Genomic DNA, 24,606 nt, shown 5'->3' with positions numbered 1-24,606 from the left:
CCGTGGCTCCACCGTCCCCGGCCCGCAGCAGGGAGCGCCTCGATCGTGGCGCGCGGATCACCGTCGCGCTCCTCTTCGGCGCCTGGCTGATCGACTACGTCGACCGGCTCGTCATCAATCTCGCGCTCCCCTCGATCGGCGAGGAGTTCGACCTCAGCCGCGCGGAGCAGGGCCTCGCCGTCTCGGCGTTCTTCCTCGCGTACGCGGCCTGCCAGATTCCCGGCGGGATGCTCGCCGACCGGTTCGGCGCCCGGCGAGTGACCTGCTGGGCGCTGCTGATCTGGTCGGCGTTCACGGCGCTGACCGGGTTCGCCGGGTCGTTCGCGATCCTGCTCGTGGTGCGGTTCCTGTTCGGGGCGGCGGAGGGGATCTTCCCCGGCGCCTCGATGAAGGCGATCACCGAGCGGACCACCCCGGGGCAGCGGATGGGCGCCAACGGCGTCGTGCAGTCCGCGAACGCGATCGGCGCGGTCGCGGCGCCGCTGATCGCCGCCCCGCTGATCACGCACTTCGGCTGGCGCTCGGCGTTCTTCACGGTCGCCGGTGTCGGGGTGTTCGTGTACGCGGCGGTCCGGCTGTGGCTGCCCGAGCCGCTCGCGCGGGACACCGAGCACCCCGCCCCGGCCGTGGGCGGCGGCGCCCGTATCGTGCTGCGCTCCCCCGCCATGTGGGGCTTCGCCGCGATGTTCTTCGGCTACGACATCATCGTGTGGGGCCTGAACACGTGGGTGCCGTCGTACCTGAGCCAGGAGCGGGGCATCTCGCTGACCTCGGCCGGGGCGCTCGCCGTCATCCCGGCGGCCGCGGCGGCCGGAGCCGTGATCGTCGGCGGGCGGCTCGCGGACCGGCTCCAGGGGCACCAGCGCAAGATCGTGGTGCCGTCGATGAGCGTGGCTGCCGTCGCCCTGATCCTGATGGCGACGGCGTCGGGCACGGTCGCCTTCATCCTGTGGATGACCGTGGCCACCGCCTCCGCGTCCCTGTCGTACATGCCGGTCTACTCGGTGCCACTGCGCAGCCTGCCTCCCGAACTCACCGGCGCGGGTGCCGGGTTGATCACCTTCGGCGGCCAGTTCGCCGGCGTGATCGCGCCCACCGCGATGGGTCTGCTCGCGGACCGAATGGGCTTCGGCGCCGCCTTCGGCTTCCTGGTGCTCGGCGCCGTCCTGGCCGGCGTCGTCGCCGTCACCACCCCTCAGGACACCGACTCCTTCCGCCGTTCGCTGCGGCTGCCCCAGCCCACCGACGGCATCCCCGCCCCCCTCCCCGTAGAAAGCGAGAAGGCATGACCGCCCTTTCCTCCACCACTCTCACCGACGGCCTCGACGCGCTGCTGCCCGCCCTGCGTGAGCTGTACCGGGATCTGCACGCCCACCCCGAACTCTCGCTCCAGGAGACCCGCACGGCCGCCGTCGCCGCTGCCCGCCTGCGCGAGCAGTCCGGCTGGGAGGTCACCGAGGGCGTCGGCGGCACCGGCGTCGTCGGCGTGCTGCGCAACGGCGACGGGCCGACCGTGCTGCTGCGCGCCGACATGGACGGCCTGCCGGTCCTGGAGGCGACGGGCCTGCCCTACGCGTCCGTGGAGCGTGCCACGGACCGCGACGGCAACGACGTACCGACGATGCACGCCTGCGGCCACGACATGCATGTCACGTGCCTGCTCGGGGTGACCGCTCTGCTCGCGCGGCACCGGGGCTCCTGGCGTGGCACCGTCGTCGCCGTGTTCCAGCCCGCCGAGGAAACCGGCGAAGGCGCGCGGAACATGCTCGACGACGGTTTCGCGGAGCGTTTCCCGAAGCCCGACATCTGCCTCGGCCAGCACGTGGGCCCGTTCCCGACGGGCGTCGCGGTGACCCGCCCCGGGCCGCTCATGGCGGCGTCCGACAGCTACCGGGTGCGTCTGTTCGGCCGTGGGGGGCACGGCTCGTCGCCCGAGTCGACGGTGGACCCTGTGGTGATGGCCGCGGCCGTGGTGCTGCGTCTTCAGACGGTCGTCTCGCGCGAGGTCGGCGCCTCGCAGGCGGCCGTCGTGACGGTGGGCTCGATCCACGCCGGCACGAAGGAGAACATCATCCCGGACGAGGCGGAGCTGAAGCTCAACATCCGCTCGGTGGACCCCGTCGTACGCGAGAGGGTCCTCACCGCGGTGCGCCGCATAGTCCAGGCCGAGGCCGCGGCGTCGGGTGCGCCCAAGGAGCCGGAGATCACCCCGCTGAACGCCTTCCCGCTCACCGTGAACACCGCGGACGCCACCGCGACCACGATCGACGGACTGCGTGACGTCCTCGGCGAGCAGGCCGTGCTGACGCTTCCGCAGCCGATCAACGGCAGTGAGGACTTCGGCCTGTTCGGCACCGAGCTGGGCGCGCCGTCGGTGTTCTGGCACTTCGGCGGCGCCGACCCGGCCGCCTTCGAGGGGCTCGACCCCGAGACCCTCGCCGCGCGCGGCCTGCCGGCGAAGCTCCCCATGAACCACTCGCCGCTGTACGCGCCGCTCCAGGACCCGACGATCGAGCTGGGCGTACGGGCCCTGCTGGGCGCCGCCCGCACCTGGCTCGCCGACGGCGAGTGAACGAGGAGCCGGGCTGACCGGCCATGTGCGAGGGGCCCGGAAGGATTCGCTTCCGGGCCCCTTCGCAAGGGGCGGGTCAGCACCGGCTTCACCTGAGGGTCTCCGACGCCGCTCACCCCCTGGGTGGCAACCGGGCGTGATGTCCGCCTACGAGCGGCATCCGGCCACGGAGAGGAGTCACTAACGGAGCGGACACGGCGGTGACACCCCGCAGAAACGGGTGGTCCCTAATTTCTGTCGCACGACAGGAACTCCGCAGGATCACGCCTCCGCGACAGGGGACCGCCATGACCGTGACCACAGATTCCGCAACACCGCCTCCCCCTCCGTCCGCCGGTGTCACGGACGACGGCACGCTGGCCGCCTTCGGCTACCGCCAGGAACTGCGGCGGCAGATGGGAAGGTACGCGTCCTTCGCCGCCGGGTTCTCGTTCATCTCCGTCCTGACCACGGTCTTTCAGTTCTTCTCCCTGGGCTACTCCTTCGGCGGGCCGCTGTTCGTCCTGACCTGGCCCGCCGTGCTCATCGGCCAGCTCCTGGTGGCCGCGTGCTTCGCCGAACTCGCCGCCCGTTACCCCATCTCCGGGGCGATCTTCCAGTGGTCGACCCGGCTGAGCCGCCCGGCCTTCGGCTGGTTCACGGGCTGGATCATGGTGACCGGTCAGGTCGTCGTGGTCGCCGCCGCGGCACTCGCACTCCAGGTCGTCCTGCCCCCGATCTGGTCCGGCTTCCAGCTCGTCGGCGGCGACCCGGCGCCCACCACGGCGACCGGGGCGGCGAACGCCGCACTACTGGCCCTCGCACTACTGGCGCTGACCACGGCCGTGAACGTGCTCGACAACCGCGTCATGTCGACCGTCAACCGGATCGGCGTCACCGCCGAGATCATCGGAGCGATCCTCATCGTCGTACTGCTGTTCACCCACGTCGAACGCGGTCCCGGCGTGACGTTGAAGACAGGCGGTCAGGACAGCCCGGTGGCGGCGCTGCTGGTGGGCTCGTTCACCGCGGCGTACGTCCTCATCGGCTTCGACAGTGCGGGCGAGATGAGCGAGGAGACCCGTAACCCCCGTCGCACCGCCCCCCGCACCATCCTCAGCGCCCTCGCCACGGCAGGCGCACTGGGCGGCCTGCTGCTGCTCGGCGGCCTCCTCGCAGCACCCAGCCTCTCCGACGGGCGCCTTGCCACCGAAGGGTTGAGCTACGTCCTCACCAGCAGCCTGGGCGACGGCGTGGGCAAGGCGCTGCTCGCCGACGTGGCGGTGGCCGTCTCCGTGGCCACGCTCGCCATCCAGACCGCCGGAAGCCGGATGCTGTTCTCGATGGCGCGCGACGGGATGCTGCCCTTCTCCGCGCGGCTGGCGAAGGTCTCGCCGCGCACCGGCATGCCCTTCGCCCCGGCACTGGTGGTGGGCGGGCTGGCCGCGGCGCTCGCCCTGCTCAACCTTGCTTCCCCGGAGGCGTTCGTGGCGATCGGCACCACGTGCATCGCGATGCTGTATCTCGCATACGCGGGGGTGACGGTGCCGATGCTGTTCCGCCGGCTGAAGGGTCAGTGGCCTTCGACGGATTCCGGAGACCGTGACGAGCAGGGCAGGCCGCTGTTCTCCCTCGGGCGCTGGGGTCTGCCCGTCAACGCGCTCGCGGTCGTCTACGGGCTGTTCATGACGGTCAATCTGTCCTGGCCCCGCGCGCAGGTGTACGACCCGGCAGGGGGCCACTGGTACTTCCAGTGGTTCACCGTCCTGTTCGTCGGCGCCACGGTGGCCGTCGGTGCGGTGTACCGGAGCCGCGCCGGTGCCGCCCCGGCGGTCAAGGGCCAGAGCCGTGAGGAGCCGGCCGAGGCCGCGCGCATCTGACCGGGCACGCGACCGGCCGGGCCGTCGTCACCGCGCCGCGAGGAGCTGTTGCCCCTCGCGGCGCAGCCGTGCCAGGGAGCGCTGCGGCACGCCCGCGATCCGCAGTGCCGCGTCGGCCGTCGCCACGGCGAGGGCCGCCAGGTCGCGGGCGGGGTCGGCACGCCGGATGAGGATCACGCTCTCGGTGAGGCCGAAGAGGAGGTCCGTACGGAGCGTCAGTTCCTCGGCGCCGAGCGCCGCACCCGCCTCCGTCGCCGCCAGCAACTCCCCGTAGGAACACTTCAGTTCGGTCCGCACCCGATGGAAGACGCCAAATCGCTCCGTCTGCACTTCGGGCAGAAGGTACAGGGCTCCGAGATTGTGCGGGCCGCGGCACAGCAGCGTGACATCGGAGTGGCACAGGGCCCACAGCCTCGCCTCGGCCGCCGCCGCTGTACGCGCCACAAGGTGGCGCGCGATCTCCAGCGAGGGACGGACGGTCCCTTCCAGCAGTGCAGCGAGGATCGCTTCCTTGCCGTCGAAGTAGTGGTAGAGCGATGCCTGCCGCAGTCCCGCGCGCTCGGCGACCGCCCGGGTGGAGGTAGCTGTGTAGCCGTGCGTGGTGAACAGCTCGGCCGCGGCTGCCAGCACCTCTTCGCGTGGCTCCAGCCCGCTGGCGGGACGCTCCTGGGCGCGCGGGCGGCCGACTTTTCTGCTGGTGGGCGGGCTCACTCCGTGATCCTCGCACAGGGCCGTGAGATCACAGCGGGCCGAGCTGCCGAAGTGAGGTGCCGGTTACCGCGCCGAAATGCCTGGGCAATGGCTCCGACTCCCCCCGCACCTAATTTCTGTCGCACGACAGAAATAGCGTCGAGCCGGAGGTTCAGCCGTGGCGACAGCCTCAGCAACAGCGTCGGCCTATGGTGCCCGCGATCACGCCCGCGCCCAGGACGGCACACAGTGCGACACCATGCCCGTACTCCCCGCGAGCAGTTGGCCGACGCCCCCCGCGGGCGTCGCGGCCGAGGATCTCGTGTGGGCCGAGACCATGGCAGGCGGCAACTACACCCACAAGGTCCTGGCCCGTGGCACCGAGTTGCGCCTGACCGACGTCACCGGCGACGCGTGCGCACACGTCCTGCTGTACAGCGCCGACCACCCCTGGGAGCGGCTGAACACGGCCGACACGGTCAAGGTGTTCTGGAACGCCTACCTCGGCGAGGGACATCTGCTCCTGTCCGACCAGGGCCGGGTCCTCGCCTCCGTCACCGAGGACACCTCCGGCCGGCACGACGCCCTCTGCGGCACTTCCACCCTCGTCCGCAACATCGAGCGGTACGGGGACGGAACTCCCCAGTCCGCCACGCCGGCCGGACGTGAGCTGTTCCGACTCGCCGCCCTCAAGAACGGCCTCGGCCCGCGGGACATCCCGCCGTCCGTCTCCTTCTTCCAGGGCGTTCGGATCAACGAGGACGGCACCGCCGGCTTCACCGGCTCGGCGGGCCCCGGAACGTCCGTCACCCTGCGCGCCGAGCAGCCGCTGACCGTGCTGATCGCCAACGTCCCCCACCCACTGGACCCACGGCCCGCGTACGTCTGCGGCCCCCTCGAGGTCCTCGCCCACCGGGCCGAGCCGACGGCCCCCGGTGACGCACTGTGGAACACCACGCCCGAGGGCCGCCGTGCCTTCCTCAACACCGCCGAGCACCTCAACGCGAGGGGGATCGCATGACCGTCACCACCGCCCCCGCGGGCCGCGTCGTCTGCGACCGGACCGTCCCCGCCCGGTCCGCGTGGTCCGCCGTCGTACGGGCCGGCCAGTCGCTGACCATCACCGACCTGTACGGGAACCAGGCCGCGGACTTCCTCGTCTACGACGCCCACGACACCTCCGTGCGCTACAGCGCCCCCGACACCATCCAGGCCCAGGCCAACATCTTCCTGACCACCGGCTCGGTGCTGCTGTCCAACGAGCACACCCCGCTGATGACCGTCGTCGAGGACACCTGTGGTCGGCACGACACCGTGGGCGGGGCATGCTCCAAGGAGTCCAACACCCTCCGCTACGGACACCACACCTGGTCTCAGCACGCCTGCGTGGAGAACTTCCTCGCCGAGGGCAGCAAGCACGGACTGGACAAGCGCGACCTGGTCTCCAACATCAACTGGTACATGAACGTGCCCGTCGAGACGGACGGCACCCTCGGCATCGTCGACGGCATCTCGGCCCCGGGCCTGAAAGTCGTACTCCGTGCCGAGACCGACGTCATCGCGCTGCTGTCCAACTGCCCCCAGATCAACAACCCCTGCAACGGATTCCACCCGAGCGCCCTGCAGACGACGATCACCGAGCCGGACGAGAGCTGAAGCCATGACGTTCGACACCCTGCTGATCGCCAACCGCGGCGAGATCGCGTCGCGCATCATCCGCACCGCGCGCCGGCTCGGCCTGCGCACCGTCGCGGTCTACTCCGACCCGGACCGCGGGGCCGAGCACGTTCGGCTGGCCGACGAAGCCGTACGACTCGGCCCCGCCCCTGCCAAGGACTCCTACCTCGACGCCCCTCTGATACTCGAGGCCGCCCAGGACACCGGAGCCGGCGCAATCCACCCCGGGTACGGCTTCCTGTCCGAGGACGCCGGGTTCGCCCGACGCTGCGCCGAAGCGGGTCTGGTCTTCGTCGGCCCCACCCCTGAACAACTGGAGCTGTTCGGCGCCAAGCACACCGCGCGCGCCGCCGCGCATGCGGCGGGCGTGCCGCTCGCCCCGGGCACCGGGCTGCTGCCCGACGTGAACGCCGCCCTCGCGGCGGCCGAGAGGATCGGCTACCCGGTCATGCTCAAGGCGACGGGCGGGGGCGGCGGGATCGGAATGCAGGCGTGCCACGACGCCGACGAGCTCGATGACGCCTGGGAGCGGGTACAGCGCGTGGCCACCGCCTCCTTCTCCTCCGCCGGCGTCTTCCTGGAACGGCTCGTCGAGCGCGCCCGCCACGTCGAGGTGCAGGTCTTCGGCGACGGCGAGGGCCGCGTCGTCACCCTCGGCGACCGCGACTGCTCGCTGCAGCGCCGTAACCAGAAGGTCCTGGAGGAGGCCCCCGCCCCGGATCTCCCGGACGCGGTGCGCAAGCAACTGACCACGTCGGCAGTGGACTTGTGCGCATCTGTGAACTACCGCTCCGCCGGCACGGTCGAGTTCGTGTACGACGCCGCCCGCGAGGAGGCGTACTTCCTCGAGGTCAACACCCGACTCCAGGTCGAACATCCGGTCACCGAGGAGATCTACGGCGTCGACCTCGTGGAGTGGATGCTGCGCCTCGCGCAGGGAGACACCACCGTCGTCACCGCGCCTTTGACACCGAAGGGCCACGCCGTCGAGGCACGCGTCTACGCCGAGGACCCCTCCCGCGGCCACCGGCCGAGCGCGGGCCTGCTGACCCGCGTCGCCTTCCCCGAGGGCGTCCGCGTCGACACCTGGGTGGAGACCGGCACGGAGGTCACCACCTCCTACGACCCGCTCCTCGCCAAAGTGGTCGCCCACGGCAGCGACCGCGCCGAGGCACTCGACAGGCTGGACACAGCCCTCGCCGCGACCCGCCTCGACGGCATCGAGACCAACCTCGGCCTGGTGCGCGCCGCGCTCCAGGACGCCGGCCTGCGCCGAGCGGCCCACTCCACCGCTTCGCTCGCCACGATCAGCGACCCGACGCCGCGCGTCGAGATCGTCGCTCCCGGCACCTTGACCACCGTGCAGGACTGGCCCGGACGCACCGGCCACTGGCAGGTCGGCGTGCCCCCGTGCGGGCCGATGGACGACCTCTCCTTCCGGCTCGGCAACATCGCGCTCGGCAACACCGAGGGCGCGCCGGGCCTCGAGTGCACCCTGCAGGGGCCCTCGCTCCGTTTCACCCACCCGACGACGGTGTGCGTCACGGGCGCACCCGCATCGGTGACCATCGACGGCATCGCCGTAGCGCAGTGGGAACCGGTCACCGTCGAAGCCGGGCAGACCCTGGCCGTCGGGTCACCCGACGAGCACGGCCTGCGCACCTACGTGCTGTTCGCGGGCGGCCTGGACGTACCGGAGTTCCTCGGCAGCGCGGCCACCTTCACCCTCGGCCGGTTCGGCGGACACGGCGGCCGCGCCCTCCGCGCGGGCGACGTCCTGCACGGCGGCGCGCAGCGCACGGAAACCTCCGTCGTACCCCTGGACCGGCGCCCGGCCTTCGGCGGCGTCTGGCACATCGGCGCCGTCGAAGGCCCGCACGCCGCACCCGAGTTCTTCACCGACGACGACATCCGCGACTTCTACACCGCGGGCTGGAAGGTGCACTTCAACTCGGCGCGCACCGGTGTGCGCCTCGTCGGCCCCAGGCCTCGGTGGGCACGCGCGGACGGCGGCGAGGCGGGCCTGCACCCGTCCAACATCCACGACACGCCCTACTCCGTCGGCGCCGTCGACTACACCGGCGACATGCCCGTCCTGCTCGGCCCCGACGGGCCCTCCCTGGGCGGCTTCGTCTGCCCGGCGACGATCGTGACCGGACAGCGCTGGAAGCTCGGCCAGCTCCGTCCGGGCGACACGGTCCGCTTCGTCCCGGTGACCTCCGAGGCCGCCGCCGGGCTGCGGCGGAACCCGGTCGCGGCACCGCGCGCCGATCGGGAGGCCGTCGTCGACGGCGGCATCCTCTCCCGCCTGCCACGGACCGAGACCCGCCCCTCGGTCACCTACCGGCGCAGCGGCGACGACAACCTCCTCATCGAGTACGGACCGATGCAGCTCGACCTGGCCCTGCGCATGCGGATCCACGCACTCGCGCAGGCGCTGGCCGGGCAGGGGCTCGACGGCGTCGAGGACCTGACTCCGGGCATCCGCTCTCTGCAGGTCCGGACAGATCCCGACGTCCTGCCTCAGGAGAGGCTTCTCGAGATCGCCCGGCGCGTGGAGGAGGAACTCCCCGCCTCCGACGAGCTGGTGGTTCCCAGCCGGATCGTCCACCTGCCGCTGTCCTGGGACGACCCGGCGACCCGCGAGGCCATCGCGCGCTACATGGCGGGCGTGCGCGACGACGCCCCGTGGTGTCCCTGGAACATCGAGTTCATCCGCCGCGTCAACGGCCTGGAGACCGTGGAGGACGTGTACCGCACCGTCTTCGATGCCGAGTACCTGGTGATGGGGCTGGGGGACGTGTACCTGGGCGCGCCGGTCGCCACCCCGCTGGACCCGCGGCACCGGCTGGTCACGACCAAGTACAACCCGGCCCGCACCTGGACCGCGGAGAACTCGGTCGGCATCGGCGGCGCGTACCTGTGCGTCTACGGCATGGAGGGCCCCGGCGGCTACCAGTTCGTCGGTCGCACCACACAGGTCTGGTCGGGCTGGCAGCAGCGCGGCGCCTTCGAGCCGGGCAGACCGTGGCTGCTGCGCTTCTTCGACCGGATCAGGTGGTACCCGGTCGGAGCGGAGGAACTCCTGGAACTGCGCGCGGACATCACGTCCGGCCGCTTCGTGCCGAGGATCGAGGAGGGCTCCTTCTCACTCGCCGAGTACCAGCGGTTCCTCGCCGAGAACGCGGAGTCGATCGCGGGGTTCCGGGCCGGGCAGAACGCGGCGTTCCGCGCGGAGCGCCACGCCTGGGAAGCCGCCGGCGAGTTCACCCGCGAGCAGGCGTCCACCGAGGCCGCCCCGCAGGCCACCGTGGTGGAGGTCCCCGAGGGCGGCCACCTGGTCCAAGCGGAGTTCACGGCCTCCGTCTGGCAGGTCGACGTCGAGGTCGGCGACCATGTTTCGGCCGGACAGCCGCTCCTCGCTCTGGAGGCGATGAAGATGGAGTCCCGGGTCCAGGCGCCCGCCGACGGTATCGTCACAAAGATCCTGACCAGGCCCGGCAGCCAGGTCGAGGCGGGCACCGTCCTCGTCGTCCTCGCTCCCGTCGAAACCGTGGAGGCAGCCGCGTGATCACCGCAGTGGAACGGGTGCGGGCCGCCTACACACGCATCGCGCAGGTGGACCGGCCCGAGGTGTGGATCGGCCTGCGGCCGCAGGCCGACGCGGAGTCGGACGCCGCCGCGGTCGACGCGCAGGTCGCCGCCGGTGACCGGCTGCCGCTGGCCGGGACGGTGCTCGCGGTCAAGGGCAACATCGACGTGGCCGGACTGCCGACCACCGCCGGCTGCCCCGCCTACGCCTACGAGCCGCAGACCGACGCGCCGGCCGTGGCCCGTCTGAAGGATGCGGGCGCCGTGGTCCTCGGCACCACGAACCTCGACCAGTTCGCGACCGGCCTCGTCGGCACCCGCAGCCCGTACGGCGCGGTCCGTAACGCCCTGTCCCCGCGGCACGCATCCGGCGGTTCCTCCTCCGGCTCGGCGGTCGCTGTCGCGCTCGGCATCGCCGACATCGCGCTCGGCACGGACACCGCGGGCTCGGGCCGGATCCCGGCGGCCTTCAACGGCATCGTCGGTCTCAAGCCGACCTACGGGCTGATCCCGACCGAGGGTGTCGTTCCGGCCTGTGCCTCGCTCGACTGCGTCACGGTCTTCGCCAGGACGCTCCCGGAAGCCGAGCGGGCGCTGTCCCTCATGGCAGCGCCGTCCGGGCGGGCACCGTCGGCTCCGGCCCCGCGCCTCCCCGGCCCGTGGCGGATCGCGGTCCCGGAACCCGGACAACTGGGCCGGCTGGACACCGGCTGGACCGAGGCATTCGAAGCGGCGGCACAGCGGCTCACCGACGCGGGCGTCGAGCTCGTGTCCGTCGACCTCACACCGTTCACGCAGGCGGCGGCGATGCTGTACGAAGGTGCCTTCGTCGCCGAGCGTTACACCGCCGTCGGTGCCTTCATCGACGCGCACAAGGACTCCCCGGGCCTCGACCCGACCGTGGCCGGAATCATCTCCCGGGCCAAGGACATCCCCGCCCACCGGCTCTACGCCGACCAGCAGAGGCTTGCGTCTCTCCGCGCCCGGGCCCTTGCCACCCTGGGCGACGCGGACGCACTGCTCCTGCCGACCGCGCCGGGCCACCCGACCATCACCGAGGTCGCGGCCGACCCGCTGGGCGTGAATGCCCGGCTCGGCCGGTTCACCAACTCCACCAACCTCTTCGACCAGGCGGCGGTCGCCGTGCCCGCGGGCGAAGTGAACGGGCTGCCGTTCGGTGTCATGCTGATCGGCCCGGCCTTCACGGACGAGCGGCTCGTGCGCATCGCCGGACTGCTCACCCATCCACCCCAGCGGCTCGCGGTCATCGGCGCGCACCTGTCCGGCCAGCCTCTCAACGGTCAACTCCTTGCCGTGGGCGGGCGACTGGTGCGTACCACCACGACCGCGCAGGCCTATCGGCTGTACGCGCTGAACACCGTGCCGCCGAAGCCGGGACTGGTCCGGGCCGGCGAGAACGCAGGCGGAGGCGAGACCGGAGGAGGAGGAAGCGCGATCGAGGCCGAGGTGTGGCAACTGCCCGCCGAGGGACTGGGCATGTTCCTCGCCGCGCTGCCCCGCCCGATGGCGCTCGGCAGCGTGGAACTCGCGGACGGAAGCTTCGTGACCGGCTTCCTCTGCGAGCCCCAGGCCGTCGAGGGCGCCCGTGAGATCACCTCGTACGGCAGCTGGCGCGCGTACCTGGCGGCTCTCCCCCGCCCCTGAGATCGGCGCTGACCAGGTATCCGCCGATCTGATCGGGGGGGTGAGGTCGGCGGGTCCACAGACCTCACCGGTGTGCGGCGCAAGGGTCTGGTTCCGCCCTCATGGCGGAGGCGGGGCGTCCGCTGCCGGGAGCCGTGCCTCACGACGTCACGAAATATCGGGTGCCCTCATGGGTGCGGCCGCGCCGGGTGTCGACACGTCGCGGCGCGCCCGCCCGCGCCGACGGCTCAACGGCGGCTGTCGTGTTGTCGCCACGTCGTGATCTCGCCACCGGGTTCCCTTTCTCGTTGCTTCGCCGTTCGCCCATGCTCGTGCGGTGTTCACAGCTCGCCGGGAAGCCGCGGCGGCTGCCCTCACGGCCCGGAGTGGAGCAAGGAAGATGGCACAAGTCCCCCGTCCCAGACGCGTTTTCGCGGCGTCCGTGGTCACCGCGCTCGCCACCCTGGTCGCCCCGGCTCCGTCCGCGTCCGCCGCTCCCTCTCCGGCCGGCAGCGCAGTGGCCCGAAGCGTGCTCTCCTCCCTCGACAGCCAGGAACTCCAGGCACTGCACCGGATGGCCACCCTGGATGTGGGTGGCCTGCACGTCACCGACAAGGCCGCGCTGCGCTCCCCCAAGCCCGTCGACGTGATCGTGCAGTTGAGCACACCGCCGGCGCGCACCGCGCGGCTGCTCGCGGCGGCCCGGGGCGGCAGTCTCAGCGACGCGGACGCGAAGGACGCGGTGACCAGGACTCAGGCCAAGTTCCGCAGCACACTGACGGACATGTTCCCCGGCGCCAAGGACAAGGACACGGCCGGGGCCACCGACACCGCCCGTCTGCATCGCAGTTACACGCACAGCTTCGACGGCGTCAGCCTCACCGTGCCCGGCAACCGTGTCGCCGACCTGCTCAAGCACGACGGGGTCACGGCGGTCTGGCCGGACACCGAGGTCGAAGCGTTCGCCGACCACACGGCCGGAACCGCCGTGTCCGGCAGTGCCCAGCAGGGTTCCGCCGACGACGCGGACGCCGTGGCCCGCCTGCACGACGAGGGCATCACCGGCAAGGGCGTCAAGATAGGCGTCATCGACACGGGCATCGACTACCACCACCCGGACCTCAAGGGCGTCTACGCGGGCGGGTACGACTTCGTCGACCACGACGACGATCCGATGGAGACCACCTACGCCGACTGGAAAGCGTCCGGGCAAGCCGAGACCGACCAGGGATCGGCCTACTACACCGAGCACGGCACCCACGTCGCGGGCATCATCGCCGGGCGGGGCGACACCGACAAGGAGCGAGCCGCACACGGCGTCGCCCCTGACGCCGAGGTGTACGCCTATCGGGCGCTCGGCCCCTACGGCCGTGGTACCACCCGCGACATACTCGCCGCGATGGACAAGGCCGCCGACGACGGCATGGACGTCGTCAACATGTCGCTCGGTGCCACCATCAACGACCCTCTCAGCCCGCAGTCCCTCGCCGCGGACAACCTCGTCCTGGCCGGCGTCACCACGGTCATAGCCGCCGGCAACAGCGGCCCCGGCACTGGCACACTCGGCACCCCCGGCGCCGCCGCCCTGCCGCTCACCGTAGGCGCGCACGACGCACCGCTCACGCTGCCGTCGTACACGCTCTCCGTCGGGAGCACGAAGGCCGAGGGCCGTCTGCTCGCCCGGCCCTACGGTGACGCCCTCGACGAACTCGCCACCGGCGACCACGCCGTGACCGACGTCGGCACGGGCACCGCCGCCGGATACACAGGAAAGGACGTCACCGGCCAGGCCGTCCTGATCAAGCGCGGCGGGATCACCCTCGATGAGAAGGTGAAGCGGGCACGGAGCAAGGGGGCCGCCGCAGTCCTCCTCACCAATGACAACGCCGACGAGGGGCACATTCCCGTGTACCTCGGCGAGAGCCCGACCTATGTGCCGACGTTCTCACTGACCGCCGCCGACGGTGCCGCACTCGCCGTCGCGAACGGCCGCGTCGCCTTCACCCCCGCCGGCACCTTCCGCCTCGGCGACGGCTCCCTGGCCGACTTCAGCTCGCGCGGCCCGGTCTACGGCACCGCCACCATCAAGCCGGAAGTCACCGCACCCGGTGTCAGCGTCCTGTCGTCCGTGCCGGCCGACGTCGTCGACCCGACCGGCAGCGACTACACCTACGCGTACGCACGCCTGAGTGGCACCTCCATGGCGACGCCCTACGTCGCCGGCACCGCCGCGCTGATGCTCCAGCACGACCCGAAGCTCACGCCCGACGGCGTCAAGACGGCGATGATGAACACCGCCGACGCGCTGCCAGGTGACGTCAGCGTCTTCGAGGAGGGCGCCGGCGCCGTCGATCCGTACGCCGCCGTGCACACCCTGACCACGGTCGACGTGCCGTCGACGACACCGTACGTCTCCCTCGACGGAACCGAGAACGAACTCCATGAACACACCGGAGCGCTGGACCTCGGCGTCCAGCCGCTCGGTCGCAAGACGCTGGCGGCCCGCACACTGCGCGTCGCCAACGACACCGGCAAGCCGGTCACCTACGAGGTGAAGACCGCCTTCACCCGCGGCTCGGGTTCCTCCGGTGACGCGGCCGCCGCGCACATCACGCTGAGCACCGGCGACAAGGTCTCCGTCGGCGCACACGGCAAGCGGTCGCTGCGCGCCGCGCTGTCCGTCCCGTCCTCCGCCCCCGCCGGATACTACGAGGGGCACCTCACGCTGACTCCCGCGTCCGGAACGTCAGTTGCCGCCTTGCGTGTCCCGTTCGGTCTGCGCGTCGCAAAGTCCGGGTTCGACACCATCGACATGACCAAGTCCGTTCTGTCCACGGGGCGCGCGACGGCCGAGGGCGCCGTCGGCGGCGGAGCGGCGACCTTCAATCTGAAGATGGCCGGGCAGCTGCGCAGCATCGACATCTTCCTCGCCGATGCGCACGGCAAGGACATCGGCTACGTCGGCGGCCTCAACACCACCGGTCTCACCGAAGGCGTGCTCTACGGCCCGGCGACCGTCGGCGCCTGGTACTTCCCGTTCACCGGGGAGAAGGGCACACCGATCGACCCGCGCGGCCGGTGGATGAGCGACGGGCACTACAAGCTGCGCATCATCGGCACCGACGCCCAGGGCGGCGCCGACACCGAACTGCGCGACATCTACGTCGACAACCACGGCCCCGACTACACCGACGCCTACGGCAAGTGGGACCCGTCGCACCCCACGATCGTCGAACGCGACCCGGACGCCGCCTCTCTGCCCCTGAAGGGCACCCTGCGGGACGGTCAGACCGATGCCATCCGCGCCGCGGGGATCGACATCGGGCAGGACGACAACGTCCTCTACTACGGGCTCTACAGCCTCAACGCCCCTACCGGGCACACGCAACCCGACGCCACCGGCACGGTGGACGGCGCCGTCCCGATGAGCGCCGTCCCGACGACCGCCGCGGTGAAGCTGTGGCCCACGGATGCCGCCGGAAACATCGGTGACATCCGCCTGATCAACGTGGTCAAGAAAGGCACCCCCTACTGGCAGGGCGACGCCGACACCGCGTCCGCGCGGGCCGGGGACCGGGTCACGTACACGCTGACCGCGCACGAGCTCAAGCACTGGAAGTCGTTCAGCACGCAGATCCGCTACAACAACGGCAACGTGAAGATCGTGGACGTCCGGCCGAGCGCCGAACTCGCCTCCCACGCCCCGTCCGCGATCCGGCGCACGGATGTGGCCGCGGGTACGTCGTCGTACAGCACCTTCGCCTTCGATGTCGGCGACACCGACGGTCTGAGCGGCGACTCGATGCCGCTGCTCAAGGTCACCTACGAGGTCACCGGCGACACCTACACGACCAGCGCGGGCCTGAACACCGGCACGACCTTCGCGACCGACACCGCCGACGCCAGGACCGTGCTGAACATCCAGTTCTTCGGCGCGGTGCAGATGCTGAACGGCACCTCCACCTTCAGCGCCCGGCCCGCCGCCCAGGCGCTGCTCACCGAGACCTCCTCCTACGACGCGAAGCGTGACTACGGGGCGGACGGTTTCAAGGCCACGCTCACCGCGCCCGACGGGACCTCCCGGAACCTGACGGCCGACCAGGCCGCGCGGATGTCCGCGTCGGGGCTGGAGCCCACCGCCAAGCCCTACCGCTTCCAGATCAAGGTTCCGGGACACTTCGCCTGGACCGAGGACGTCGACATGGCGCTGCACGGCGACTGGGGCGTCGCGGGCACCTTCGCCTCGTCGCAGGCGACGCTCGTCGCCGGTGATGTGAACGGCGACGACGTCATCGACGTCCGGGACGCGGCCGCCGTCCTCACGGCACGCGGCACCACCGACCGCGCCGCCGACATCGACCACGACGGCACGGTCGACGCCGCGGACATGAACTGGGTGGTACAGAACTACCTGATGCAGAACTCCATGGCCGACCACTACACGGATCCGGTCAAGCGGCTGCAGGGCAAGACGTTGGAGGACTATGTGAAACGGATGTGAGGCGCGCCGGCCGCCGTGTCACACCCAGTTGTTGCGCATCGCGTACCAGCCGAGCTGCATGCGCGAGGACACGGCGGCCGTATCCATCAGCGCGCGCAGGCGCCGTTGCACGGTGCGCGGCGACATCCCGAGCTGGTGGGCCGTCGCCGCGTCGGTCAGCCCGGACAGCATCAACTGCAGGATGCGCCGGTCCGTCGAACTGAGGTCGCCGTCCTCGCGCAGATACGGGCGCGAGCGGCGCCACACCGCCTCGAACAGTTCCGTGGCCAGCAACACCAGCGGCGGCCGCAACTCCATGGACCGGCCCTGCTCCAGCTGCACCAGTGCCCGTTCGCCGTCCGCGACGACCAGCTTGACGAGGGGCTGATCGACGACGCGGACCTGGTGGCCGCGCTCCAGCCGGAGATCGAGGGCACGCAGGGCGGCCGGCTCGTACAGGAAGGCGCGGTCCACGACGACGCGATAGGCGGCGTGCGGATTCCCGTCCTTGCGCATCGGCTCGTCCGGCGGGCTGCCCTCTGCTGCCTGAGCCGGGGCATCCAGAGTGTCCGGAGTGTCCGGCAGCGTCGTCGGAACGGGCGCGACCGTGTTGGCCCCCGACTGGAACACCAACAGCGAGGTACGCGCCCCGTACTCCAATTCGTGGATGCGACGGGCCTGTTCCGCCCGCTCCTCCAGGACCGTGACGTAGAGATCACCGTCCTGGCCCGGTGGCCAATCACCGAGCAGCCTGGACAGCGAGGCGTCGACTCTTCGCAAGTCCCCCTGCAGTGCGGCGAGGTGGGACTGGAGGCCGGCGGGGTCGGCGGGGTGGGCCGACGGCGGAACGGCGGGGGCGGCGGTCTGCCGGAGGGACATTCCAAGATCGGACGACATGCCTCCAGTGTCACCGCGGAAGCGCCGGACGCACCATCCCCCTGGGCAAGCAGCGGTCCTCGACTCCGAAGCTGTCGGGATGACGCCATGGCGCCCTCTCGCCGGCCTCATCGGGCCCACAACGCGCGGGAATTGGCGAGTCTGCTGCTCACCGGCGACCTCGACCACCGGTCACTCCTGCTACTCATGGCAGCGTCCGGCCTCGGCCATGGACCGTGTCGGCCTCGCGTACACCGGCGAGTGGACGTTCCCGTCGAGCGCCGCCACCCAGGGCGCGCAGCGTCTCCTGGTCCCGGTCCTCGACGTCCCGTCCGACCTGCGCAACGCGCGCCCGGCGGGTGAGGCGACGACGATCGGTCTGCGCGCCGTCGTGGACGGCACGAACGGCGCCGTCAGGCTGGACGACGTGCGCCTGGAGTACGCGTACGGCGCCGCGACCACGACCGACGCGATCACCGACTGGCACACGGCGTCAGTGACGCGTTCCCACGATGCGTGGCGGGCGACGCTGCCCACCACCGCCCCGTCGGGCACGTTCGTGCACCTGCGCGTCACCATGGCCGACAACCCCGGGGCGAAGGCGAGCCAGACCATGGTCCGGGCGTACGAGGTCCTCTGAGGTACCGGACGTCCGGTCGGCCCGGTTCCGCCTCCGCGGGGCCGGGCCGTCTCCGTCCGTGGCCGAGCTGACGTAACTGGCCGAGCGCAGAGGGAACTTGAAGAAGAAGGGCCGGAAACGGCTGAGTACGGTCCAGGCCCCGCCTATCGGTTCACAGGCTGCGGACCAGGCCGCCGTCACAGCGCAGTGCGGTCCCGGTGATGTACGAGGCAGGGGCGCCGCACAGGAACGCGGCGGACGCTCCGAATTCGGCAGGGGTGCCGTACCGGCGTGCGGGGATCGTGGCCTTGGAGGCGGCCTCGACCTCGGTGACGGGGCGTTGCTCCCGTTCGGCACGTGCGGCGTCCAGCGCCGCCACCCGGTCGGTGGCGATCCGTCCCGGCAGCAGCAGGTTGACGGTGACTCCGTCCGCGGCCACCTCGGTGGCGAGGGTCTTCAGGTACGCGGCGAGGGCGGCGCGTCCGGCGTTGGAGAGGGCGAGCCCGGGCAGTGGCGCGGCGATCCCGCTGGAGCCGATCGCCAGGATGCGGCCCCAGCCTCGGCGCCGCATCGCGGGCAAGGTCAGTGCCACCAGCCGCTGTTGCGCCAGGAGCAGCGAGTCCACGGCCGTGGCGAGGTCGCCGGTGTCCAGCTCTGCGGCGGTGCCCGGCCGGGGGCCGGGTCCGTTGAGGACCAGGATGTCCGGGTCGCCGTAGGCTTCTCGGGCCGCCTCGACCAGCGCCTGCAGTCCGCCCGGGGCGGACAGGTCGGCCTGGACTGCGACCGCCTCGGGCAACCGGGCGGCGATCTCCTCGGCGAGCTCACCACGTCGTCCGGCCACCACGACCGAGGCGCCTTCGGCGGCCAGCGCTTCGGCGACCGCCCGGCCCAGGCCGCCGGTGGAGGCGGCGACCAGTGCCACACGGCCGCGGATTCCGAGATCCATCAGTGCACCTCCTTGGGCAGCGCGGCGAGGTGCCGCTCCAGCTGCGGGACCAGGGCCTCGGGCAGCCGAGGGGCCGGCGGCCGCACCCCCGACTCCGTGATCAGGCCGCGCCGCCGGATGGCCTCCTTGCGCAGCGCGAGGCCGATCCCGGCCTGGGCCTCGAAGTTGACCAGCGGCAGATACGGCAGGTAGGCCTCCCGGGCCGTGTCGTGTCCGCCGCTGCGCCAGGCCTCGACGCAGGCGATCAGGCCCTCGGGGCAGGAGAAGCCGGTCATCGCCCCGGCGGCACCGGCCGCCAGTTCGTCGAGGAGGCCGAGGCCGCCCAGGCCGCCGAAGACCGGCACGTCGAGTTCGGCGGTGAGGCCGGCGACGGACGCCGGGGTGGGCGGCGCCTCGGCCTTCACCGCCACCGCCGAGGGGACCGCGTGGACGGCGCGGACCAGGTCTGCGGTGCGGATGGCGACCCGGCTGGTCTCCGGGTAGTCCTGGACCACGATCCCGGCGCCGGTGGCGTCGTGGACCGCGTTGAGGTGGGCCGCGACCACCTTCGGATCGGGGGAGTTGACCTGCACCATCAGTCCGGCGAGGCGGTCTCCGACCACCTCGTGGACCAGTCGGGCCTCCTCCAGCACCGGTGCGGTGGCGAGTCCGGTGACACCGACCACCAGCGGTAGGCCGACCGCGTCGACCACCGTCTCCAGCACCGTGCGGCGCTCCCCGGCGGAGAGCCGGGCGGCCTCGCCGAAGACTCCGAGCACGGTCAGACCGGTGGTGCCGATCTGCTCGTAGTGCTCCACCAGCCGGGTCAGGCTCGGCTCGTCCACCTCGAGGGCGGCGCCGTGGAAGGGTGTGGCGACCACACCCCACACACCGGGTGCGAGTTTCTCGGGCATCAGTGCGCTCCCCGCTCCCGTCATCGTCCCGGCCAGACCGGTGGCCGCTTCTGCTGGAAGGCGAGCACGCCCTCCTTGCCGTCCTCGCTGTCGAGCGCCGCCATCAGCGCCGGGGTACGCAGCTTGTGGGCGTCCTGCGCCGAGAGCCCGCTCCCCCGCTGGACCATCTGCTTGATGGCACGCAGCGAAGTGGGGGCGCAGGCGAGGATGTCGGCCACCCAGCGGTCGACGGCCGCGTCCAACTCCTGTGCCGGGACCACCTCGTTGACCAGGCCCATCCGCTGCATCTCTGCGGCGGAGGCGCGACGGCCGGTGAGCAGCAGCCCCATCGCCTGGGTGTGCGGCAGCCGGCGGACCAGCTGGAAGACCCCGCCGTCCAGCGGGATCCGGCCGACCCTCGGCTCGGTGAGGCCGAACCGGGCGTGGTCGGCGGCGATGACGATGTCGCAGCCGAGGACCATCTCCATGCCGCCGCCCAGGGCATAGCCGTTGACGCGGGCGATCACCGGGACGTCGAGGGTGGTGCGCAGGCCGAGACCGCCGAAGCCGTTGGGGTCGAGGCCGGCCCAGTACTCCAGACCGGTCTTGTCCACCGCGTCGGCGGACATGTCGGCGCCCACGCAGAACGACCGCTCCCCGGCACCGGTGACGACGACCACCCGGACCTCGGGGTCGGCCTCGATCTCGGCCCAGATCTCGCCCAGGCGGGTGTTGGTCTTGATGTCCACCGCGTTGAGGACGGCGGGACGGTCGATGGTGACCCGGGCGATGTGCCCGTCTCGGATGTAGCGGACCTCGTCGGTCATCGCAGCACCTTCTTCTGGCGGAGCAGTTCGATCTGCTCGGCGGTGTAGCCGAGTTCGCCGAGCACCTCGGCGCCGTGCTCACCGAGCCGGGGCGGGACGCGGCGGACTGTGGCGGGGGCGGCGGAGAGGTGGAGCGGGGCGTTGAGGGCGCGGATACGGCCGGCGACCGGGTGGTCCATCTCGACGATCATGTTGTTGACCGCGGTCTGCTCGTCGTCGAGGGTCTCTTCGAGGCTGCGCACGGGGGCGCAGAGGATGTCCTCGTCCTCGAGCCGCTTGACCCAGTGGCCGGTGGTGTTGCCGGCCACGGCCTCGGCGAAGATGCGCTGCAGCTCGGGGCGGTGGGCGAACTGCAGGTCGAGGGTGGCGAACTCGGGGCGTTCGCCCAGGTCCTCGTCGAGTTCGAGGGCGCGGCTGATGTGGTGCAGCGGGTTGGCCTTGAATCCACCCACCATGATCAGTGCGCCGTCCGTGGTGGGGAACACCCCCGTCAGCGGCATCGCGGCCCAGTTGATCTCGGAGCCCCGGTTGAGCTGCTGGCAGGCCTCCTGCATCTGCATGTGGAGCATCGAGTCGTACATCGACACCTCCACCTTCTGCCCCTCGCCGGTGCGGTCGCGGTGCAGCAGGGCCAGCAGGATGCCCTGGAGCAGATGCATCCCTGTGGTGTAGTCGCAGAGCGTGGTCGGGTACAGGGTGACCGGGTCGTCCTCGGACACCCGGCGCCACATCACTCCGCTGTACGCCTGGGCGATCGCGTCCTGCCCGCCTTTGTGGGCGTACGGGCCCTCGGTGCCGAAGCCGGTGCCGGAGGCCCAGATGATCGCGGGATTGACCGCACGCAATGCCTCGTAGCCCAGGCCGAGGCGTTCCATCACGCCCGCCCGGAAATTGCTCACCACGACGTCGGCGGAGCGCACCAGCTCCTGCACGGCCCGGCGGCCCTCCTCGGTGCGGGTGTCGATGGCGATGCTGCGCTTGTTGCGGTTGATCGACAGGAAGATGGGGTTGTCCAGGCCGGCCTCGTCGGGGATCGAGGTCCGTGAGATGTCGCCGGTGCCGGGGCGCTCCACCTTGATGACGTCGGCGCCGTAGTCGCCGAGCATCTGGGTGCAGGACGGGCCCATGAAGACCTGGGTGAAGTCGATGACGGTGATGCCGCTCAGCGGCTGTGCGGCGGCGGTCATGCCACGGCCTCCTCGGTCTGGTCGACCGTCGTGTTCTCGTCGAGGGTCGCGTTCTGCGCGGGTACGTCACCGGGGTCGGCGCCCTGATCGCGCATCCGGCGCTGGATGACGGCCGGGTCCACGTCCCGGACCAGGACGCCCTGCTCCACCGCGGTGGCTGCGGCGATGCCGGCCGCCTGGCCCATGGCCATGCAGGGCGGTATCTCCCGGGACATCCGCTGTGCCTCGGGCGTGGCCGAGTAGTGCCGTCCGGCGACCAGCAGCTGGTCGACGTCGCGCGGCAGCAGGGCGCGGTAGGGGGTGTAGTAGTCGCGGCCGCGGGAGACGCTGTCCGTGAAGTGGCGGCGGGAGGTGACATCGTCCTTGGTGACGACGTACTCGCCCTGCAGAAGCCGGGTCTGACGCACACCCATCTGCTCGGCGACGTCGAGCAGATAGGCGTTCTCGAAGCCGGGGAGGTCGGTCTTGATGGAGTCGAGGACCGCGCCGATCCGGGCCCGGGCCTCGAACTCGGCCTCGGTGAGCGAGACCGGGTCGGTGCCGTCGAAGCCGGTCAGGTGCGGCGCGTTGCACCACACCACACCGGGTACGGGCGTCTTGAGCCACCACAGCTCCCAGGCACCGCCGAGCAGCCGCTTGATCTTGCGGTTGATGGCGCGGGCCTCGCGCGGGTTCTCCTGCTCGAAGCGCTCGGCCGTCGCGGTGTCCACTCCGCCGAGCCGGAAGACGAGGGTGACGAGGTAGTTGTCCTGGGCGTAGGAGGCGCCCACCCGGGAGGCCACGTCGATGTCGCCGGTGGTGTCGATGACCACGTCGCCCATGACCGCCTGCGGGCCGGACTTGGTCTCGCAGACGACGCCCTTGACCGCGCCGTCCTGGACCACCGGCCGGGAGAACCAGCTGTGCAGGCGCAGATTGACGCCGCTCTCGCGGACCAGGTCGTTGGAGACCCGCTTCCAGCCATCGGGGTCGAAGGCGACGGCGTAGCAGATCGGCTTGGGGTTGGTGTGGGAGTGGAAGTTGAAGGCGCCCCAGCGCCCCCACTTGGCCCACATCTCGGGTGAGGAGTAGCGCTCTTCGGGCGGCGGGTAGACGGCGAGGCCGAGCTTGGCCATCCGCTCGACGTACTCGTCGACGATGCCGGTGACGGTGATCTCGTTGCCGTTGATCATGTCGTCGAGGACCAGCACCATGCCGCCGGAGGCCAGGCCCCCGAGGGCCGAGTAGCGCTCCAGCAGGGTCACGTCGGCCCCGGTGCGGGCGGCGGCCACGGCCGCGCTGACGCCAGCCGGTCCGCCGCCGACCACGATCACGTCGGACCGCTGGACCACGGGTGCCTCGACAGCGTCGAGAGAGACGGTCTGGGGCATCTGACTTCCTTTCAGTTTCCGACGCGGACGGAGCCGCGGCGCCGGACGAGCGAGTAGAGAAGGACGCTGAGCAGGCACAGGACCGCGCCGTAGACGGGGAACGCCCAGCCGGCGCCGAGGTCTTGGAGCCACAGCAGGAGGTAGGGGGCGGTGCCGCCGAAGCCGGCCACGCCGATCGCGTAGCCGAGGCCGACGCCGGTGACCCGGCAGCTGGTCGGCATCAAGGTGGCGGCGACGGTGTTGTAGAGGCCCATGGTGAAGGCCAGCACCGGAGAGCCGACGAGCATCACCACGGTGAACATCGCCATGCCGGGCCGCTGGTAGGCGAGCACGATGAAGATGACCGGCACCACGGCGAGCCGCGATGCGATGAAGGTGCGGGAGATCCGCTTGTTGTCGGCGAGTCGGCCGACCAGCGGATAGAGCACGGCGACGAGGATCCCGGCGAGGGTGGAGACCAGGAAGACGTGGTCCGAGTTCTCGTGGTGGGCCGAGCGTGCCAGGTTGGGCAGTCCGGTGGTCCAGGTGTACTGGATCGCCTGGGCGCCGGCCACGACGAAGACGATCGCCAGGAGCGCCAGCCGGTGCTGCCAGACCTCGGCCCAGACCTGGCCCACCCGGGCCGGCTCGGCCTGCGCGTCATCGACGGTGTGCAGGGTCTCCGGCAGGGCGCGGCGCAGCCAGAGGAAGACCAGGCCGCCGACGGCGCCGACCGCGAACGGGACGCGCCAGCCCCAGGCGGCCATGGCGTCGGGCGCGATCACCGAACTGGTCAGGAAGCAGACCAACGACGCGCCGACGATGCCGACTTGGACGTAGATGCTGATGGTGGTGCCGAACCGGGCGGTCCTGCCCTCGGGCGCCAGTTCCACGATGTACGCGGAGTTGAGCGGCGCCTCGATGCCGGTGGACAGTCCCTGCAGAATGCGGCTGGCCAGCAGGATGACGCCGGCCCAGACGCCGATGCTCGCATGGCTGGGAAGCAGCGCGATGACCAGGCTGGACATCACCATGGAGCCGATGGAGAAGAGCATGACCGCGCGCCGGCCGATGCGGTCGGCCAGGGTGCCGAAGACGATCGCGCCGAGCGGCCGGGCGGCGAAACCGACCGCGAAGACGGCCAGGGCGGACATGGTCTCGGACACGGAGCTGCCGGACGGGAAGTAGAGCGGACCTATGTAGGAGGCCAGCAGCCCGTAGACCATCCAGTCGTACCACTCGACGGCGTTGCCGCCGCCGAGAGCCAGCAGAGCGCGACGGTGGGAGAGGGAGGAGTTTCCGGTGGCGACAGGGGTTCTGCCGATGAGCGATGCCATAGCGGGGCACCTCATGGGGAAGGCGCACGGATCGAGGCCGTGCGGTACCGGCACCCGGGCCTGCGGCCGGGGCGTTGGAG

General features: G+C 71.3%; 17 protein-coding genes. 9 read left to right on the top strand and 8 right to left on the bottom strand.

What is annotated here, in order from left to right:
* Positions 1 to 2 precede the first annotated feature (2 nt).
* From ACFC96_RS10425 to ACFC96_RS10415, 3 genes are all read left to right on the top strand, one after another.
* The gene (locus ACFC96_RS10425) at positions 3 to 1,289 is read left to right on the top strand and encodes an MFS transporter (protein ID WP_376611413.1); all 1,287 of its coding nucleotides are present in this window, start codon (positions 3 to 5) and stop codon (positions 1,287 to 1,289) included.
* On the top strand, positions 1,286 to 2,572 hold the full coding sequence (locus ACFC96_RS10420) for an amidohydrolase (RefSeq protein WP_376261603.1): 1,287 nt from the start codon (positions 1,286 to 1,288) through the stop codon (positions 2,570 to 2,572). The genes ACFC96_RS10425 and ACFC96_RS10420 overlap by 4 nt, the downstream gene beginning before the upstream one ends.
* A gap of 287 nt (positions 2,573 to 2,859) precedes the next feature.
* Positions 2,860 to 4,431 (top strand): amino acid permease, encoded by a 1,572-nt coding sequence (locus tag ACFC96_RS10415; RefSeq protein ID WP_376261283.1) that lies wholly within the window; start codon positions 2,860 to 2,862, stop codon positions 4,429 to 4,431.
* Between the two features lie 27 nt (positions 4,432 to 4,458).
* Here ACFC96_RS10415 and ACFC96_RS10410 read toward each other — a convergent pair whose 3' ends face one another.
* Positions 4,459 to 5,142: a helix-turn-helix domain-containing protein gene (locus ACFC96_RS10410; protein WP_376611411.1), complete on the bottom strand. Its 684-nt coding sequence runs from the start codon at positions 5,140 to 5,142 to the stop codon at positions 4,459 to 4,461.
* 238 nt (positions 5,143 to 5,380) lie between these two features.
* Between ACFC96_RS10410 and ACFC96_RS10405 the strand changes: the two genes are divergently transcribed.
* The 5 genes from ACFC96_RS10405 to ACFC96_RS10385 all read left to right on the top strand — a co-directional run bounded on the left by ACFC96_RS10405 (position 5,381) and on the right by ACFC96_RS10385 (position 16,534).
* A complete protein-coding gene (locus tag ACFC96_RS10405; RefSeq protein ID WP_376611409.1) occupies positions 5,381 to 6,142 on the top strand; it encodes an urea amidolyase associated protein UAAP1 in 762 nt (253 codons plus the stop codon).
* Positions 6,139 to 6,777, top strand: coding sequence for an urea amidolyase associated protein UAAP2 (locus ACFC96_RS10400; protein WP_376611407.1), 639 nt, complete (start codon positions 6,139 to 6,141; stop codon positions 6,775 to 6,777). The genes ACFC96_RS10405 and ACFC96_RS10400 overlap by 4 nt, the downstream gene beginning before the upstream one ends.
* A gap of 4 nt (positions 6,778 to 6,781) precedes the next feature.
* The gene (gene uca, locus ACFC96_RS10395; protein ID WP_376611405.1) at positions 6,782 to 10,369 is read left to right on the top strand and encodes an urea carboxylase; all 3,588 of its coding nucleotides are present in this window, start codon (positions 6,782 to 6,784) and stop codon (positions 10,367 to 10,369) included.
* Positions 10,366 to 12,054, top strand: coding sequence for an allophanate hydrolase (gene atzF, locus ACFC96_RS10390; protein WP_376611403.1), 1,689 nt, complete (start codon positions 10,366 to 10,368; stop codon positions 12,052 to 12,054). The genes uca and atzF overlap by 4 nt, the downstream gene beginning before the upstream one ends.
* 379 nt (positions 12,055 to 12,433) lie before the next feature.
* On the top strand, positions 12,434 to 16,534 hold the full coding sequence (locus ACFC96_RS10385; RefSeq protein ID WP_376611402.1) for a S8 family serine peptidase: 4,101 nt from the start codon (positions 12,434 to 12,436) through the stop codon (positions 16,532 to 16,534).
* An 18-nt stretch (positions 16,535 to 16,552) separates the two neighbouring features.
* Here ACFC96_RS10385 and ACFC96_RS10380 read toward each other — a convergent pair whose 3' ends face one another.
* Positions 16,553 to 17,410 carry a helix-turn-helix transcriptional regulator gene (locus ACFC96_RS10380; RefSeq protein WP_376225917.1) on the bottom strand — a complete coding sequence of 286 codons (858 nt, stop codon included), beginning with the start codon at positions 17,408 to 17,410 and terminating at the stop codon, positions 16,553 to 16,555.
* Positions 17,411 to 17,618: 208 nt separating this feature from the next.
* Between ACFC96_RS10380 and ACFC96_RS10375 the strand changes: the two genes are divergently transcribed.
* Positions 17,619 to 18,029, top strand: coding sequence for a hypothetical protein (locus tag ACFC96_RS10375; protein ID WP_376611400.1), 411 nt, complete (start codon positions 17,619 to 17,621; stop codon positions 18,027 to 18,029).
* 151 nt (positions 18,030 to 18,180) lie between these two features.
* Here ACFC96_RS10375 and ACFC96_RS10370 read toward each other — a convergent pair whose 3' ends face one another.
* From ACFC96_RS10370 to ACFC96_RS10345, 6 genes are read right to left on the bottom strand one after another with little or no spacing between them, the layout of a single operon-like run.
* Entirely contained in the window at positions 18,181 to 18,954 is a 774-nt protein-coding gene (locus ACFC96_RS10370) for an SDR family oxidoreductase (RefSeq protein ID WP_376611398.1), read from the bottom strand.
* Positions 18,954 to 19,847, bottom strand: a complete 894-nt coding sequence (locus ACFC96_RS10365) for a dihydrodipicolinate synthase family protein (protein ID WP_376611396.1) — start codon at positions 19,845 to 19,847, stop codon at positions 18,954 to 18,956. Before ACFC96_RS10365 ends, ACFC96_RS10370 begins: the two co-directional genes overlap by 1 nt.
* Before the next feature lie 20 nt (positions 19,848 to 19,867).
* A complete protein-coding gene (locus ACFC96_RS10360) occupies positions 19,868 to 20,653 on the bottom strand; it encodes an enoyl-CoA hydratase-related protein (protein WP_376611394.1) in 786 nt (261 codons plus the stop codon).
* A complete protein-coding gene (locus ACFC96_RS10355) occupies positions 20,650 to 21,840 on the bottom strand; it encodes a CoA transferase (RefSeq protein ID WP_340460682.1) in 1,191 nt (396 codons plus the stop codon). The genes ACFC96_RS10360 and ACFC96_RS10355 overlap by 4 nt, the downstream gene beginning before the upstream one ends.
* Positions 21,837 to 23,210, bottom strand: coding sequence for an FAD-dependent oxidoreductase (locus ACFC96_RS10350; RefSeq protein WP_376611392.1), 1,374 nt, complete (start codon positions 23,208 to 23,210; stop codon positions 21,837 to 21,839). The genes ACFC96_RS10355 and ACFC96_RS10350 overlap by 4 nt, the downstream gene beginning before the upstream one ends.
* Before the next feature lie 11 nt (positions 23,211 to 23,221).
* Positions 23,222 to 24,526, bottom strand: a complete 1,305-nt coding sequence (locus ACFC96_RS10345) for an MFS transporter (protein ID WP_376611390.1) — start codon at positions 24,524 to 24,526, stop codon at positions 23,222 to 23,224.
* Between the last annotated feature and the right edge of the window lie 80 nt (positions 24,527 to 24,606).

Source organism: Streptomyces sp. NPDC055955, assembly GCF_042270245.1.
GTDB lineage: Bacteria > Actinomycetota > Actinomycetes > Streptomycetales > Streptomycetaceae > Streptomyces.
This window is presented reverse-complemented; position numbering and strand designations above follow the sequence as displayed.